General features: G+C 62.4%; 15 protein-coding genes and 1 tRNA gene. 6 read left to right on the top strand and 10 right to left on the bottom strand.

Annotation, left to right across the window (positions count from 1 at the left end; genetic code table 11):
- Window positions 1–52: 52 nt before the first annotated feature.
- Window positions 53–721: a spermidine synthase gene (locus FAA86_RS02620; protein WP_136538339.1), complete on the top strand. Its 669-nt coding sequence runs from the start codon at window positions 53–55 to the stop codon at window positions 719–721.
- Window positions 722–940: 219 nt separating this feature from the next.
- Here FAA86_RS02620 and dgcA read toward each other — a convergent pair whose 3' ends face one another.
- Entirely contained in the window at window positions 941–1,924 is a 984-nt protein-coding gene (gene dgcA / locus FAA86_RS02615) for an N-acetyl-D-Glu racemase DgcA (RefSeq protein ID WP_136538217.1), read from the bottom strand.
- Between the two features lie 180 nt (window positions 1,925–2,104).
- Here dgcA and mnmA point away from each other — a divergent pair, with 180 nt between their 5' ends.
- From mnmA to FAA86_RS02600, 3 genes are all read left to right on the top strand, one after another.
- Window positions 2,105–3,301 (top strand): tRNA 2-thiouridine(34) synthase MnmA, encoded by a 1,197-nt coding sequence (gene mnmA / locus FAA86_RS02610; protein WP_136538216.1) that lies wholly within the window; start codon window positions 2,105–2,107, stop codon window positions 3,299–3,301.
- Between the two features lie 159 nt (window positions 3,302–3,460).
- Window positions 3,461–3,537, top strand: a tRNA-Met gene (locus FAA86_RS02605).
- Between the two features lie 148 nt (window positions 3,538–3,685).
- Complete coding sequence (locus FAA86_RS02600; protein ID WP_136538215.1) at window positions 3,686–4,000, top strand: hypothetical protein; 315 nt, start codon at window positions 3,686–3,688, stop codon at window positions 3,998–4,000.
- A 7-nt stretch (window positions 4,001–4,007) separates the two neighbouring features.
- Here the strand turns inward: FAA86_RS02600 and FAA86_RS02595 are convergent, their stop codons facing one another.
- The 3 genes from FAA86_RS02595 to FAA86_RS02585 all read right to left on the bottom strand — a co-directional run bounded on the left by FAA86_RS02595 (window position 4,008) and on the right by FAA86_RS02585 (window position 6,301).
- Complete coding sequence (locus tag FAA86_RS02595; RefSeq protein ID WP_136538214.1) at window positions 4,008–4,649, bottom strand: ThuA domain-containing protein; 642 nt, start codon at window positions 4,647–4,649, stop codon at window positions 4,008–4,010.
- Between the two features lie 24 nt (window positions 4,650–4,673).
- Window positions 4,674–5,774 (bottom strand): Gfo/Idh/MocA family protein, encoded by a 1,101-nt coding sequence (locus FAA86_RS02590; RefSeq protein ID WP_136538213.1) that lies wholly within the window; start codon window positions 5,772–5,774, stop codon window positions 4,674–4,676.
- A gap of 125 nt (window positions 5,775–5,899) precedes the next feature.
- On the bottom strand, window positions 5,900–6,301 hold the full coding sequence (locus tag FAA86_RS02585; protein ID WP_136538212.1) for a four-helix bundle copper-binding protein: 402 nt from the start codon (window positions 6,299–6,301) through the stop codon (window positions 5,900–5,902).
- A 159-nt stretch (window positions 6,302–6,460) separates the two neighbouring features.
- Between FAA86_RS02585 and FAA86_RS02580 the strand changes: the two genes are divergently transcribed.
- Entirely contained in the window at window positions 6,461–7,045 is a 585-nt protein-coding gene (locus FAA86_RS02580) for a transglycosylase SLT domain-containing protein (protein ID WP_113458462.1), read from the top strand.
- Between the two features lie 314 nt (window positions 7,046–7,359).
- Here FAA86_RS02580 and FAA86_RS02575 read toward each other — a convergent pair whose 3' ends face one another.
- The 6 genes from FAA86_RS02575 to FAA86_RS02550 form a co-directional block, all read right to left on the bottom strand.
- A complete protein-coding gene (locus tag FAA86_RS02575) occupies window positions 7,360–8,364 on the bottom strand; it encodes a Tim44 domain-containing protein (protein ID WP_136538211.1) in 1,005 nt (334 codons plus the stop codon).
- A gap of 240 nt (window positions 8,365–8,604) precedes the next feature.
- Entirely contained in the window at window positions 8,605–9,609 is a 1,005-nt protein-coding gene (cydB, locus tag FAA86_RS02570) for a cytochrome d ubiquinol oxidase subunit II (protein WP_136538210.1), read from the bottom strand.
- Window positions 9,599–11,011 (bottom strand): cytochrome ubiquinol oxidase subunit I, encoded by a 1,413-nt coding sequence (locus FAA86_RS02565; RefSeq protein ID WP_136538209.1) that lies wholly within the window; start codon window positions 11,009–11,011, stop codon window positions 9,599–9,601. Before FAA86_RS02565 ends, cydB begins: the two co-directional genes overlap by 11 nt.
- A gap of 203 nt (window positions 11,012–11,214) precedes the next feature.
- Window positions 11,215–12,810, bottom strand: coding sequence for a phosphoglycerate dehydrogenase (gene serA, locus FAA86_RS02560; RefSeq protein ID WP_136538208.1), 1,596 nt, complete (start codon window positions 12,808–12,810; stop codon window positions 11,215–11,217).
- An 88-nt stretch (window positions 12,811–12,898) separates the two neighbouring features.
- Complete coding sequence (locus FAA86_RS02555) at window positions 12,899–14,077, bottom strand: phosphoserine transaminase (RefSeq protein ID WP_136538207.1); 1,179 nt, start codon at window positions 14,075–14,077, stop codon at window positions 12,899–12,901.
- A 76-nt stretch (window positions 14,078–14,153) separates the two neighbouring features.
- Entirely contained in the window at window positions 14,154–14,336 is a 183-nt protein-coding gene (locus tag FAA86_RS02550) for a hypothetical protein (protein ID WP_136538206.1), read from the bottom strand.
- On the opposite strand from FAA86_RS02550, the gene FAA86_RS02545 reads away from it, so the two are divergent.
- Window positions 14,314–15,306, top strand: a complete 993-nt coding sequence (locus tag FAA86_RS02545) for a transporter (protein ID WP_136538205.1) — start codon at window positions 14,314–14,316, stop codon at window positions 15,304–15,306. The two genes, FAA86_RS02550 and FAA86_RS02545, sit on opposite strands and share 23 nt — an antisense overlap.
- The last annotated feature ends 25 nt before the right edge of the window (window positions 15,307–15,331 follow it).

The raw sequence follows: 15,331 nt of genomic DNA, 5'->3' as shown, positions 1-15,331 counted from the left end.
CCGGTGCCGCCTCGTGATACGGGCAGCCACCATCATCATCAGGACGTCACCTATGCTCCCCTGGATCCAGCTCGACACGGCCAAGATACCCGGCGGCGGCGAATTGCGCCTGAAGCAACGCGGCACGGAATTCTCGATCATGCTCGGCACCAACGAGCTGATGAACAGCCGCCTCAGCGGATCCGAGGAAGCGCTCGCCACTTTGGCTTACGAAAGGATCGCCACCCACAAGCGCCCGCATATCCTGATCGGCGGCCTCGGCATGGGCTTCACGCTGCGCGCCGCGCTTGCCGTGCTGCCTGAGGATTCGACAGTGACCGTCGCCGAACTCGTGCCCGCCGTCGTCGACTGGGCGCGCGGCCCCATGGCCGAAATCTATGCCGGCAGCCTCGACGACCCGCGCGTGGCAATCCACATCGGCGACGTCGGCGCGCTGATTGCGAGGTCGAAGGGCGTTTTCGACGCCATCCTGCTCGACGTCGACAACGGCCCCGACGGCCTCACCCGCGAAGAGAACGACGGGCTCTATTCCCATGAAGGGATTCGCAAATCGAAGAGCGCGCTGACCCGCGACGGCGTGCTCGGCGTCTGGTCGCAGGGACCGGACCCCAGGTTCACACGCCGCTTGAAGGACTGCGGCTATGGGGTGGAAGAGATTCCGGTGAGAGCTGGCCGAACCGGTCGCGGCAAGAAGCACATGATCTGGATGGCGAAGAGCTGAAAGGCTTAATCCGACGGCAGCGCTTCGACCTGGCCGATACCCCCCTCTGCCCTGCCGGGCATCTCCCCCACAAGGGGGGAGACTGGCTACTCCGCTAGCTTGTCCCCTTTGGCGACGTAGATGCAGCGGCAAACGCGACGCCCCGCTCTCCCCCCTTGTGGGGGAGATGTCACGCAGTGACAGAGGGGGGTGTCGTGCGGCGAAACGCGGCCGGGCAATCTACCCCCACAACCCACGCGGCGGCAGCGGCATCACCGCGCCGTCATAGGCAATCGCCGGCTCCCGATCCCGCGCCAGAAGCAGCGGCCCGTCGAGATCGACAAAGGCGGCACCCTGGCCGATCAGAAAGGCAGGTGCCATGGCAAGCGATGTGCCGACCATGCAGCCGACCATGATCTCGAAGCCGGCTTCAACAGCCGCATCGCGCATCAATAGCGCTTCCGTCAGCCCGCCCGTCTTGTCGAGCTTGATGTTGACGGCATCATACTTGCCCTTGAGGCTCGCCAGCGACGCCGTGTCATGGCAGCTCTCGTCGGCGCAAACAGGCAGGACACGGTCCAAGCCGAGAAGCGCATCATCAGAACCCGCCGGAAACGGCTGCTCGACCAGCTTCACGCCGAGATCGAGAAAGACAGGTGCCAGCGCCTTGTATTGATCCAGGCTCCATCCCTCATTGGCATCGACGATAACAGCGGCGTTCGGCGCGCCCGCCCTGACGGCCCGGATGCGCTCGATATCATCAGCGCCGCCGAGCTTGACCTTCAGAAGCGGCCGGTGAGCCTCCTTCTCCGCCGCTGCCCGCATGCTTTCGGGCGTGCCGAGCGACAGCGTATAGGTGACCGACAGCGGCTTCGGCTCTTGTAACTTCCCAAGTTGCCAGACCGGCAGCCCTGCCCGCTTGGCGTCGAGATCCCAGAAGGCGCAGTCCAGCGCATTGCGCGCAGCCCCCGGCGTCAGCCTGCTCTGCAGCCCGGCCCGGTCCAGCCCCTGGGCCACCTCAGGCACCAGCCCGGTCAGCACCTCGACGACGCTTTCCACCGTCTCCCCATAACGCGCATAAGGCACGCATTCGCCTTGGCCCACAAACGCGCCATCCGTCAGCCGCACCGTGACCACCTTGGCCTCTGTCTTCGACCCGCGCGAAATCGTGAACGTCCCGGCAATGGGAAAGCTCTCGGGCGTGACGGTCATCTGGACGGGCATTCTGGACCTCCCTGGGGCAAGCCCCTGCGAATCGCTGCTCTTGCACGAAGAAGCAATCCTTTCTATATCCGTCAACAATCGGACCGGTACCGGCCGCGGGCGAAAAAGCCCGCAATGCCTGAAGCCACATCCCCGCGCATTGCGGGCTGACCGGTCGCATGAAGCACAGAGACGAAGCCCGTGAACACGCTGGATTTTGACAAGAGACCGGAAGATACGCGCGTTGTCGTCGCCATGTCGGGCGGCGTGGACTCGTCCGTCGTCGCCGGCATCCTGAAGCGCGAGGGCTATGACGTCCTCGGCATTACGCTGCAGCTCTACGACCATGGCGCCGCCGTCCATCGCGCCGGCTCCTGCTGCGCCGGCCAGGACATCGACGATGCCCGTCGCGTCTGCGAAACGCTCGGCATTCCCCATTATGTGCTCGACTACGAACAGCGCTTCCGCGACACCGTGATCAACCCGTTCATGGAAAGCTATGTCGCCGGCGAAACGCCGATCCCCTGCGTTGCCTGCAACCAGACGGTCAAGTTCGCCGATCTGCTCGCGACCGCCAAGGAGCTCGGCGCCGATGCGCTGGCGACCGGCCATTACATCCGCTCGAAGTCCGTGCCGCTCGCCAACGATCCCGGCCACCGCGCCCTCTTCCGCCCGATCGACAGCGAGCGCGACCAGAGCTATTTCCTCTTTGCCACCACGCAGGAGCAGATCGACTATCTGCGCTTCCCCCTCGGGGCCATGTCGAAGGCGGAAGTCCGCGTGCTCGCCGAAGAGATGGGCCTCGTCGTCGCCCAGAAGGCCGACAGCCAGGACATCTGTTTCGTGCCGCAGGGCAAATATGCCGATGTGATCAACAAGCTGAAGCCGAATGCGGCGCTAGCAGGCGAGATCGTCCATCTCGATGGCCGCGTGCTCGGCAATCACGAAGGCATCCTGCATTACACCATCGGCCAGCGGAAGGGTTTGGGCGTCGCCACCGGCGAACCGCTCTATGTCATCTACCTCGATGCCCGCTCGCGGCGCGTTATCGTCGGCCCGAAGGAAGCGCTGGAAACCCACCGCGTCTATCTGCGCGACATCAACTGGCTGGGCGATCGTCCGATCACGGAAGAAGCCGCAGACGGTTTCGCCTGCTTCGCCAAGGTACGCTCAACCCGCCCGCCGACGCCGGCCGTGCTGCATGCCGACGACAAGGGCGTCTATGTCGATCTTGAAATCGGCGAAGCCGGTGTCGCCCCCGGCCAGGCTTGCGTGCTCTATTCGGCACCGGGCGCCGACGCCCGCGTCTATGGCGGCGGCTTCATCGAGCGCTCGGAACGCTCAGGCACGGCCGAAAGCGCGCTGAAGGCGCTTCTCGCCAGCCCCGTGGCGGCCTGAGCCCAAGGCTTTCGGGCCGCTCTCAAGGTCTTCGCGCAAGCCGGTGGAAAGCCACGCTGTTTTTGCCCAAACCGCGCTTGACTTTGATCGGACCCTCGCCTTATAAGCCGCCCATCGCTTCGGACGGCGACGGCCTCAAGGCCCGAATGTTCGATGTGTGGCGGGGTAGCTCAGGTGGTTAGAGCGTGGGATTCATAACCCCAAGGTCGGCGGTTCAAGTCCGCCCCCCGCTACCAAAACTTCCTAGTTCTAATTGACTTGGTAGAATGAATTGAATCAGGGCAGTCCCACGGTTCTGCTGACCATAGGCGCTTCTTGACGCCCAACCAATTTCCCGCAAAGATTGCAGCCAGTCGCAGTGACTCCGTGATTGGATGATACGCCATGGCAAACGAAACGCCGAAGCGCCGCATAGCGACGGCAGCCGCCTTGAAAGAGGGTGATGGCGGTGGCACATTTGATGCCATGGAACAGCGTGTCAAAGCCCTCGAAGACGATATGAAGCGGGTCCTGCAGGATACCGCCGAGATCAAGGGCATGCTGCGCGCAGCACCTTCGGCGATCGAGTTCGGCGAGCTGAAAGGCCGCGTCAACAGCCTTCCAACCATGGGCAAGGCCACCGCCATGCTGTCGATTGCGACCGCCGTGATCGTCATCCTGAACAACTGGGCCGCAATTCGCGGTTGGCTGATCGGCTAGTCCGCCCTCACCGCGCCGCCCAGACCAGCCCCCGCCGCACAATCTCCCGCATCTGCGGCACCTCGAACTCCGCCGCCTGGTGGCCGAGCGAGGAGTAGAACACCCTGCCCTGCCCGTGGCGGCGCTTCCAGACGACCGGGATCACATGCCCGTCGATCCAGGCATCGTGCTCGCCGGTAAAGGTGGTCGTCGCCAGCACTTCGTTGTTCGGGTCGACATGCATGTAATACTGCTCGGAGCGATAGGGGAAATCGCCGATACCAGACACGAGCGGGTCCTCGGGCTTCACGATATTGACCGTGTAATCATAGATATTGCCGGGATGGGCGACCCACTGGCCGCCGATCATGTATTGATACTGCACGCAATCGCGAAAACTGTCGCCCGCCTGGCCGTGAAAGCCGCCGAGGCCGACGCCGCCGCGAATGGCGAGTTCCAGGTTCTCGATCTCGGGCTTCTCGATCTTGGTCATCGTCAGCATCGGCACGATGAGGCTGTAGTCGCGGATGGCGGGATCGGCAAAGGCCTCCGTGCCCGCTTCGACGCGGACGGTGAAACCTTCTGCCTGCAGCATGTCGGACACGATGGCGGCGCATTGGTCGGGCTGGTGACCATCCCAGCCGCCCCAGCAAATCAGAACCTGGCGCATGAAAATATCCTTCTGAAAATGAACTCAGCGGCCGATCAGGCCATCGACGAGCGATTGTTCGAGCGGCGCCGGCCGCTCCAAGCTGGTGGTAATCTTGACGGTTTCGCCCCGGTCGGAAGCCGTCTGGAAGGCTTCCATGACTTCGAGCACATGCAGCGCCAGATCGCCGTTTGCCCGATGCGGGCGGTCGGAGAGAATGGCATGCGCCATGTCGGCCACGCCGAGCGAGCGCCAATTCCCTTCGGAATAGGGCAGCGTCACGGGCTTGCCCTGCGCCTCGCCCGTCAGCGGCAGGACGAAGACATCGCCGCCGAAATGATTGGGATCGGGCACAATCAGCGTGCCCTCCGTGCCATAGACCTCCAGCGGCTTGTGCCAGTGGGCGGCGACATCGAAGCTCATGGATATCTGCACCACCGCGCCATTGGCGAAGGACATCAGCCCCGCGACATGCGTCGGCACATGCACGGGGATCGTCTCGCCCCGGCGCGGCTCGCTGCCGATCTTTCTGGTGTCGCGCACCTTGGTGGCAAAGCCCGCGACGTTCTCGACCGGACCGAAGAGATTGACGAGATCGGTGATGTAATAGGGGCCCATGTCGAGCATCGGCCCGCCACCGGCCTCGTAGTAGAATTCCGGATTGGGATGCCATCGCTCATGGCCGGGACACATGAAGTAAGCCGTGCCGCCGATCGGCTGGCCGATGACGCCCTGGTCGATCAGCCCGCGCGCCGTCTGATGCGCGCCGCCGAGAAAGGTATCGGGCGCTGAGCCGACGCGGAGATCGAGAGACTTTGCTGTCTCGACGAGCCGCTTGCCTTCGGCGAAGGTCACGCCGAGCGGCTTTTCCGAATAGACATGTTTGCCGGCGGCAAGCGCCTTAAGCCCCACCTCGACATGCGCCTTGGGGATCGTCAGGTTGACGATGATGGCAACCTCGGGATCGGCATGAAGCTCGTCGATCGTGCGTGCCGGAACCCCGAACTCCGCAGCCCGGCTTGCGGCAAGCTCGCTGTTCAGATCGGCGATGCCGCAGACCTTCAGGATAGGAAAATGCTGGAGCGCCTTGAGATAAGCGCCTGAAATATTGCCGCATCCGATGATGCCGATGCCGACCTGCTGCATGCTTTGATTTCCTCACTCCCGGACGAATGTCCACCTGCGATCGCCGGACAAGGACTGATGCGTCCCTCCTCGCTGCCCCGCGATCGCCCGGCAGACTGGGTGCAAATGCGACCGACGTCAACGCCTCATTGTATGGGGTTGATTGTCTGTCGACAGGCATCTTCACAGGCGCGGCAGGCCTCGGCGCAGATGCGGCAATGGGCATGCATCTCGGCATGGCGGCCACACTCCTCCGCACAGGCTGCACAGGCGCGGGCGCAGGCTTCGACAAGACCCTGCAGCACCTGGGCGTTGCGCCCCGTGCGGCGGATGGCGGCCTGCCCCGTGGCCAGGCAGATATCGGCACAATCCTCGTTCAAGCGAATGCACTGGCGTAGCTCATCCACCATGGTCTCGCCCAGGCAGGCGTCGGCGCAGGAGATACAGGTCTGGGCGCAGTCGAAGCAGGCCTTGATGCAGGCGATGAGCGCCTCGTTCGCTTCCCCGTCCATATGGGGATGGGTTTCGATCATGGCTCGAATGGACATCGGCTTCGCCTCCTTCTGCTGTTGGTCACGGGAAGGAAACCTGATGTCGCGCGCAGTGTTCCCCACCCCGGATCGGGGATGCGAGATCCGGGGGCGGTTAAGAAAACCTTTCGTTAAATTTTAATGAATAGGATGGAGGGCCTGTAGCGAGGTTTTGTCATGCGTACCGCTCTCTATTCCGCCCTCGGCGTCATGCTGATGCTGTCGGCCTGTGCCAAGCCGCCATCCCAGACCCGCAACGCCTGCGCGATCTTCGAGCAGCGCGACGGGCTGTTCAACAACTGGCGCAAGGCCGCCATCGCCGCCGAGCGCGAATACGGCGTGCCGGTGCCGATCCTGATGGCGACGATCTATACGGAATCGAGCTTCCGCCATAACGCCAAGCCGCCGCGCAAATGGTATCTCGGTTTCATCCCCGGCAAGCGCCCGTCAACGGCCTATGGCTATTCGCAGGCCCTCGACGGCACCTGGGAACGTTACCAGCGCGAAACCGGCCGCTGGGGCGCCCGCCGCACCGACTTCGCCGACGCCATCCGCTTCATCGGCTGGTATCACCGCGAGAGCGCGACGAAGGTCAACATCCCGCTCAACGACCCCTACAAGCTCTACCTCGCCTATCACTCCGGCCACACCGGCTACCTCCGCGGCGCCTACAACAAGCGCCCGGAAGCCTTGCGGGGTGCGAAGCGTTTCACCGAGATTACCTATACTTACGCCAAGCAGCTGCAGCAGTGCCCGGGTTGAGCGTGCATTCTGTGGATCATTGAGCGGAGTGCGTGGGATACCCCCCTCTGTCACTTCGTGACATCTCCCCCACACGGGGGGAGAGTGGCCGCTAGCGCTTTTGGCCACCTTACGGAATAGCTGCCTATCCGGTGGGATTTCGTTTGATTGAGCCGAGGCGCATCTGCACCCCACTCTCCCCCCTAGTGGGGGAGATGTCCGGCAGGACAGAGGGGGGCGAGCTAGCTCGACGCCGAACAATAGACACCAGCTGCCAACAAAAAACCTCCCCGCCGAACCCCACGGGGAGGTTATTTTAGCCATACAGCTGGAGATCAGTTCGCGCTCTGGATCGCCGCGATCTGCCACTGGGTGGACGGACGACGGGCGAAGGTCCAGATTTCGACCGACTCGGCCGGCGTGTTCGGATCGCCCTCGACCACGGCGCCGCTCTGGCGGTCGACCACATAGTCGATGGCCTCGTAGCGCATGGCGACGGTCGCATATTCCATCTTGTCTTCGGTCCAGCTTTCAGCCACGTCGCCCTGTACCAGATGCACGTCGCGCACCTCGTTCTTGACACCCTTGGTGGCGTTTTCGCTGAGCTCTTCGGCGAGATAGGACATGGCTTCCGGCGTCGTGATCCGGCGCAGTGCACCGTAGTCTTCCGCAGCATAGGCCCGCTGCATCTCCTTCAGAAGTTCCTCGAAGCGCGCGAGATCCTTCGGCGTGATGCCGAGTTCGTCGGCCGGACCGGAGCGCGAGGCTGCAGCGCTTGGCGCAGCACCGCCGCCGATCTTCGGGATCTGGAAGCTCGGACGCGGCTGGTCACCGCTCTGGTTATCGCGCGCCATGCCACCGAAGCCGCCAAAGCCGGGGCCGCCGCTTGGGCCCGATGCCGGCGCCTGACGATTGGCGAACATGCGCATGGCAAAGCGGATGAGGAAAAAGATCAGCAGGCCCTGCAGGAGCAGGCCGAGGAAGCCGAAGCCGCCGCCGAAGCCCGTGCCCATCAGCATGCCGAACAGGCCGCCGAGCAAAAGACCGCCCATCAGGCCACCGGCGAGACCGCCGAACAGGCCGCCCGGACGCGCTGCCTGGTTGGCCGCCGTCGACTGGGCCGCACCCGGCTGGGTCGCATTCGTGCGCGGCGTCATCGTCCGCTCGATCGGAGCAGCCGGGGTCGGTGCCGTACGCGTAATGGCCGGCTGATTGAACGTGCGCGTGCCACGGCTGCCGAAGCCGCCTGAAGCGCGACGGGCTTCGGCGAAATCGACGGCCACGAGCGTGACCATCATGCCGAGCGCGAGCGTCGCGAATGTTTTTGCGTATTGACGCATAGGTGTTTCCTGTCCTCCTCGAAACAGTCTCTGTGCTCCTTTAGGAGCTTGGCTCCCATATGGAGAGAGCTCACCCTCTTTTGAAGAGTGAGCCCTGGAAATTCCATTGAATTTCAGGTGATCAAGCTCAGCCGTTGAGCCAGAACTTGATGATCAGACCGACGATGGAAATGGCCACAACGCCGCCGGCCCAGAGGCCGACGAACCACAGGAGACGGCTGAGAAGCAGGCGCTTGTCCATCAGTGATAGCCCTCGTCTGGCTTGAGCTTTCCGCGGAAGACCCAATAGGCATAGGCCGTGTAGCCGAGGATCATCGGCACCAGGACGACCGCCCCGACCAGGAGGAAGGCAAGGCTCTCGTCGGGCGCGGCAGCCTCCCAAATCGTCAGCGAGGACGGCACGATATAGGGATAGAAGCTGATGCCGATGCCGGCATAGCCGAGCACGAAGAGGCCGAGCGCGGCGATGAATGGCCGCGCATCATGCCCGTTCTTCAGCCCCCTCACGATCACATAGAGGCAGCCAAGCACCAATGCCGGGACAATGATCGAGAAGATCATCGTGGGATAACCGAACCAGCGCTCGAAATAGGGTGCCTCCAGGAACGGCGTCCAGAGGCTGAAGACGCCCATGGCACCCACGGTCGCGAAGGCGAGTGGCAGGGCAAGGCCCCGGGCGCGTTCGGAAATGTCGCCCTCGGTCTTCATCACGAGCCAGGTGGCACCGAGCAGCGCATAGCCGATCACGAGTGCCACGCCTGTTGCCAGCGAAAACGGCGTCAACCAGTCCCACCAGCCGCCGGAATAGGCGCGGTCGGTGACCGGAATGCCCTGCACCAGTGCCCCGAGTGCCACGCCTTGGAAGAAGGCCGCGACGACCGACCCGCCGGTGAAGGCCCAGTTCCACAAATGCTCCGCCCTTTGCGTGCGCCAGCGATATTCGAAGGCGACGCCGCGGAAGATGAGGCCGAGCAGCATCAGGATGATCGGCGCATAGAGTGCCGGCAGGATCGTCGCGTAAGCGAGCGGGAAGACGGCAAGCAGCCCTCCCCCGCCGAGCACCAGCCAGGTCTCGTTGCCGTCCCAGACGGGCGCCACAGAATTCATCATCAGGTCCTTCTCGTGCTTCTCCGGAAAGAAGGGAAAGAGGATCCCGACCCCCAGATCGAAGCCGTCGAGGATGACATAGGCAAGCACGGCAAAGGCGATGATGCCGGCCCAGATGAAGGGAAGATCAATGGGCATGCTTACCTCCATGATGACCAGTCTGAGACGCCGGAGTGGTGCCGGATGTGCGGATCGGACCATCGTCGAGATCCGGCATCGGATCGCGCGGGAGGCGGCCCATCAGGCGCAGGATGTAGAAGGTGCCGGCCCCGAAGACGATGAAATAGACGATAATGAAGGCAATCAGCGAGGCGGCCACTGCGGGGGCTGCGATCGGCGAGATGGAGTCGGCGGTCAACAGGTGTCCATAGACCGTATAGGGCTGGCGGCCCACCTCGGTCGTGATCCACCCCGCCAGCACCGCAACGAAGCCGGACGGTCCCATGACCAGAGCGACACGATGCAGCCAGTGATTGGAATGCAGCGTGCCCTTCCAGCGACACCAGAGCGAGAACACGCCCACGCCGAGCATGGCAAAGCCGATCGCCACCATCACACGGAACGACCAGAAGACGATCGCGACCGGCGGCTCCTTGTCGTCGGGGATCGTGTCGAGACCAGCCAGCGGCGCGTTCAGGTCATGCTTGAGGATGAGGCTCGAAAGCTTCGGGATTTCAAGCGCGTAGTCGACCCTCTTCTCTTCCGTGTTCGGGATGCCGAACAGGATCAGCGGCGCGCCATCCGGATGGCTGTCGAAATGGCCTTCCATGGCCATGACCTTGACCGGCTGGTGCTCCAGCGTGTTGAGGCCATGCATGTCGCCGGCGAAGATCTGGATCGGCGCAACGATTGCCGCCATCCACATCGCCATCGAAAACATCTTGCCCGCACGCCGTGGTGCCGTGCCCCTCAGGAGATGCCAGGCCCCGACAGCACCGACCACGAAAGCCGTGGTGAGATAGGCTGCGATCACCATATGCACGAGGCGATAGGGGAAGGACGGGTTGAAGACGATCGCCCACCAGTCCGTCGGCACGAACTGGCCCACATCGTTCATGGCGAAACCTGCAGGCGTCTGCATCCAGGAATTCACCGAAAGGATCCAGGTCGCCGAGATCAGCGTGCCGAAGGCGACCATCAGCGTTGCGAAGAAATGCAGCCCCGGCCCGACCCGGTTGCGCCCGAAGAGCATGACGCCGAGGAAGCCCGCTTCCAGGAAGAAGGCGGTGAGCACCTCATAGCCCATCAACGGCCCGATGACCGGTCCGGCCTTGTCCGAGAACACCGACCAATTGGTGCCGAACTGGTAGGACATCACGATGCCAGAAACGACCCCCATGCCGAAGGCGACCGCAAAGATCGTCTTCCAGAAGTCGAAGAGCTCCAGATAGACCTTGTCCTTTTTCCAGAGATAGAGGCCTTCGAGCACGGCGAGATAGCTCGCAAGCCCGATGGAAAAGGCGGGAAATATGATGTGGAACGATACGGTAAAGGCAAACTGTATGCGTGCCAGGAGTTGGGCGTCGAAGTTTTCGAACATCGGATGTCCTTTCCTTCTCTCCTCCCGGAGATGATAAACATCAACTATACACTCGCATCGCAGAAGCAATGCGACAACCCGCCATGCGTCAGTTCAACGCATATTATTTTCCATATATAAAAGCAGTCCGATCGGGTTATGGCCCAAACGAAAACGGCGCGGGTTGGGTCCCGCGCCGTTTCTATTTCCTATTCGACCGTCGATCAATCGACGTTGAAGACCAGCGGCTTGGCCTGCTTGATGGCCGGGTTTGCCGTCAACTGGTCGAGCACGGCCTGATCGACCGGTCCATCGACGTAGAGCAGTGCGATGGCGTCGCCACCTTCCTTGTCGCGGCCGAGCTGGAAGTTCGCGATGTTGACCTTGGCATTGCCGAGCGTGGAGCCCATGAAGCCGATCATGCCTGGCACGTCGGTGTTCGAGATGTAGATCATGTTCGGACCGACATCGGCATCCATGTTGATGCCCTTGATCTGGATGAAGCGCGGCTTGCCGTCGGAGAAGACGGTACCTGCAACCGAGCGGGTCTGCTTCTCGGTGGTGACGGTAAGCTTGATATAGCCGTCATAGACACCGGTCTTGTCGCGCTTGACCTCGGAGACGATGATGCCCTTCTCCTTCACCATAATCGGTGCCGAAACCATGTTGACGTCGGCAACCAGCGGGCGGATGAGACCGGCGAGCAGTGCCGAGGTCAGCGCCTTGGTGTTCATGCCGGCGGTGACACCGTCATAGAGGATCTCGATTTCCTTGATCGGGTTCTCGGTCATCTGGCCAGCAAACGAACCAAGCACGTCGGCAAGACGGATGAAGGGCTTCAGGATCGGCGCTTCTTCAGCGGTGATCGACGGCATGTTGATGGCGTTCGAGACGGCACCCTTGATGAGGTAGTCCGACATCTGCTCGGCGACCTGCAGGGCGACATTTTCCTGGGCTTCCGTGGTCGAGGCGCCGAGATGCGGCGTGCAGACGACGTTCGGCAGACCGAAGAGCGGGCTCTCGGTTGCGGGCTCGACTTCGAAGACGTCGAAGCCGGCACCGGCGACATGGCCGGACTTGATGGCTTCGGCGAGCGCTGCCTCGTCAACGAGACCGCCGCGGGCGCAGTTGATGATGCGTACGCCGGGCTTCGTCTTGGCGATGTTTTCCTTGCCGAGAATGCCGCGGGTCTTGTCGGTCATCGGCACATGCAGGGTGATGAAGTCGGCGCGCGGCAGCAGCTCGTCCAGCTCGACCTTCTCGACACCCATTTCCTGGGCGCGTTCGGCCGAGAGGAAGGGGTCGTAGGCGATGACATGCATGCCAAGGCCGATAGCCTTCTTGCAGACGATCCCGCCGATATTGCCCGCGCCGATGACACCGAGCGTCTTGCCGGTGATTTCAACACCCATGAACTTCGACTTTTCCCACTTGCCGGCCTGGGTCGAGGCATCGGCCTGCGGCAGCTGGCGGGCAACGGCAAACATTAGGGCTATGGCATGTTCGGCGGTCGTGATCGAGTTGCCGAAAGGCGTGTTCATCACGATGATACCGCGCTTGGAAGCGGCGGGAATGTCGACATTGTCGACACCGATGCCGGCGCGGCCGATGACCTTGAGGTTGGTCGCAGCGGCGATCAGCTTTTCCGTCGCCTTGGTGGCCGAGCGGATGGCGAGACCATCGTAGTTGCCGATGATTTCGGCGAGCTTTTCCTTGTCCTTGCCGAGCTTCGGCTGGAAGTCCACTTTAACGCCGCGATCACGGAAGATCTGAACGGCGGTTTCCGAGAGTTCGTCGGATACGAGAACGCGAGGTGCCATGACGAGGCCTCCTTGAGAGAGTTCGTTTGAATGAAATGATGAGAATTGCGGGGCTCCGCCGGTCAGGCGGAGCCAAATTAACCAAGGATCAGGCGGCAGCCTTGGCCAGAGACGCCTTCTGCGTCTCGTAAGCGAAAGACAGCCACGGCATCAGAGCTTCCATATCGGCGGTCTCGATCGTGGCGCCAGCCCAGATGCGAAGACCGGCCGGCGCATCGCGGTAAGCGCCGATGTCATAGGCGACACCCTGCTTCTCGAGAAGGCTGGCAATGCCCTTGGCGAACGCCGCCTGGGCATCGGCATCGAGTGCCGTCACCTCAGGGTCGACAATCTTGACGCAGACCGAGGTGTTGGAGCGCGTCGCATCGTCAACTGCGAGATTGGCGATCCAGTCGTTCTTCTCGATGAAGTCGAAGATCACCTTGGCATTGGCATCGGCACGCGCGATCAAGGCTTCCAGGCCGCCGATCGACTTCGCCCACTTCAAGGCATCGATATAGTCCTCGACGCAGAGCATCGACGGCGTGTTGATCGTCTCACCGACGAAGATGCCTTCGATCAACTTGCCACCCGAGGTCATGCGGAAGATCTTCGGCAGCGGCCAGGCCGGCACATAGGTCGTCAGGCGCTCGACGGCGCGGGGGCTGAGGATGATCACGCCATGACCGCCTTCGCCGCCCAGAACCTTCTGCCAGGAGAAGGTGGTGACATCGAGCTTGGAGAAGTCGAGGTCCTGCGCGAAGGCGGCAGACGTTGCGTCACAGATGGTGAGACCCTTGCGATCATCAGGAATGAAATCGGCGTTCGGAACGCGGACGCCAGAGGTGGTGCCGTTCCAGGTGAAGACGACGTCACGGTCGAAATCGACCTGCGCCAGGTCCGGAAGAAGGCCGTAGTCGGCATTGAACTTGCGAACATCGGCAAGCTTCAGCTGCTTCACCACATCGGTGACCCAGCCGGCGCCGAAGCTTTCCCAGGAGAGCATGTCCACGCCACGCTCGCCGAGCAGCGACCACATGGCCATTTCGACAGCGCCCGTATCCGAGGCCGGAACGATGCCGATGCGATAGTCAGCGGGAACGTTCAGAATTTCGCGGGTAAGGTCGATGGCCAGCTTCAGCTTTTCCTTGCCAACCTTGGCGCGGTGCGAACGACCGAGCGGGGCATCGGAAAGCGCATCGAGCGACCAACCGGGGCGTTTCGAGCAGGGGCCAGAAGAAAAGTGAGCATTCGCCGGACGCGCGGCGGGGGCGACGATATCAGCCATATAGATACCCTTCCAGGTAATTAGCCTCTCGTTGGGGAGAGGTGTCCCGCCATCGGAACTACTCCTGTCGCCTCATTCAGTCAAGCGGACCTGCGTCGCGGGCAGCAAAATTTTTGTTCCGTCCGCGCCAGACATCGAGGTCCTCACCATCTGCAGCTGTCATCAATCCTTCACACAGCTGGCGCATCAGCCAGACGAACGGCCAGATTCCGCAGCCGCCATGGAGTCCTTCTTCGATGTTTCCCCTGAGCAGCACCATTCCAGGTCTCGTCTGGGCCTATCGGATCAGGCCCGGCGAGAGGAGCGAACGACTGCCCGCGGAATGTTCGCTTGCAGAAGCTGAGCCCGGCGATGGCTTCATCTGGCTTCACCTCAACCTGGCGGATGGACGCGTCGGTGCCTTTCTCGAACAGTTCGACGGGCTGACGCCACCGGCAATCGCGGCGCTCACGACGCATGACACCCATGCAGCGCTTTCGGTTGATGAGGGCCTGCTCTTCGGCACGCTGATCGACTTCCAGCGCGAATTCGACTCGACCACCCGCGACATCGGCTGGCTGCATTTCGCGCTCTCTGAGCGGTTCATCATCACCACCAGGCTCCAGCCGATCCGGTCCGTCGACAAGGTGCGGGCGGCCGTCGACAAGAACGCCACCCGATATGGCTCGCCCTTGCAGGTCTTCGAACTCCTGGTGGCCGAGTTTCAACGGGGGCTCATCGCCGTGGTGCTGGAGTTGACGGAAGAACTCAACCAGATCGAGGATCAGGTCTATGGCAGCGAATTGCGTGACGAGCGGCGACGGCTCACACCCGTCCGTCGTTTGATTGTGAGGCTGCATCGGCACCTCCGCACAATGCTGCTTGTCATGCGCCGCGCGGCGGCGGCCGACGACGAGGATCTATCTGAAGATATGGAGGACAGTTTGGCGAGACTCGCAGCGCGTCTCGAAGCGGTCGACCAGGATGTCTACGCGCTCGCCGACCGGGCACGCCTGTTGCATGAGGAATTGGACAGCAAACAGAGTGCCGAGACGAACCGGCACCTCTACATCCTGTCGCTGATGACCGCCCTGTTGCTGCCGCCATCGCTTGTGACAGGCTTTTTCGGCATGAACACCACCGCCCTCCCGTTCGCCGAAGGACTGCACGGCACGGCCTATGCCTTTGGCTTCATTCTGATATCCGTGATCCTGTCATGGTGGATCCTGCGGCGAACAGGCATCCTGTAGGCATGACGCAAGAAAGGGCCCCAGG

Origin of the sequence: Rhizobium rosettiformans W3 (genome assembly GCF_004912135.1) — a bacterium.
Classification (GTDB): domain Bacteria; phylum Pseudomonadota; class Alphaproteobacteria; order Rhizobiales; family Rhizobiaceae; genus Allorhizobium; species Allorhizobium rosettiformans.
The sequence above is the reverse complement of the archived record's forward strand: the minus strand, read 5'-3'. Positions and strand labels throughout refer to the sequence as shown.